The organism is Salicola sp. AFF1 (genome assembly GCF_056783195.1).
In genome coordinates, this window is the sequence record NZ_JBXAYL010000176.1 from 1 (window position 1) to 265 (window position 265).

1 protein-coding gene is annotated in these 265 nt (G+C 60.4%); it reads right to left on the bottom strand.

Annotated features, from left to right (window positions below; all coding sequences use genetic code 11):
- The coding region (locus AC1RQI_RS17225) for a TonB-dependent receptor domain-containing protein (protein WP_481905835.1) at positions 1–265 on the bottom strand (265 nt) is incomplete at both ends.

The window sequence follows — 265 nt, forward strand, 5'->3', positions numbered from 1 at the left end:
GTCTTCGCGAGGTTGTTGTCGAGGTCCGTGGTGACGAAATCCTGCCGTCCGCCGAGCAGGAACGACAACCGGCCGAGTTTGATCTGGTCCTGCAAGTAAAGACCGGCCTGCGACTGCGTGATGCCGGTGTCGTCATACGGTCCGTTGTTGGTCCAGCTGTTGGCGTAGACCGGCGCAAACACGTTGATCTTGCCGGTGCTGAAGCTCGAGGCCATGTCGCGGAACGAGGTGTTGCGGTAGTCGATGCCAAACAGCGTGGTGTGGC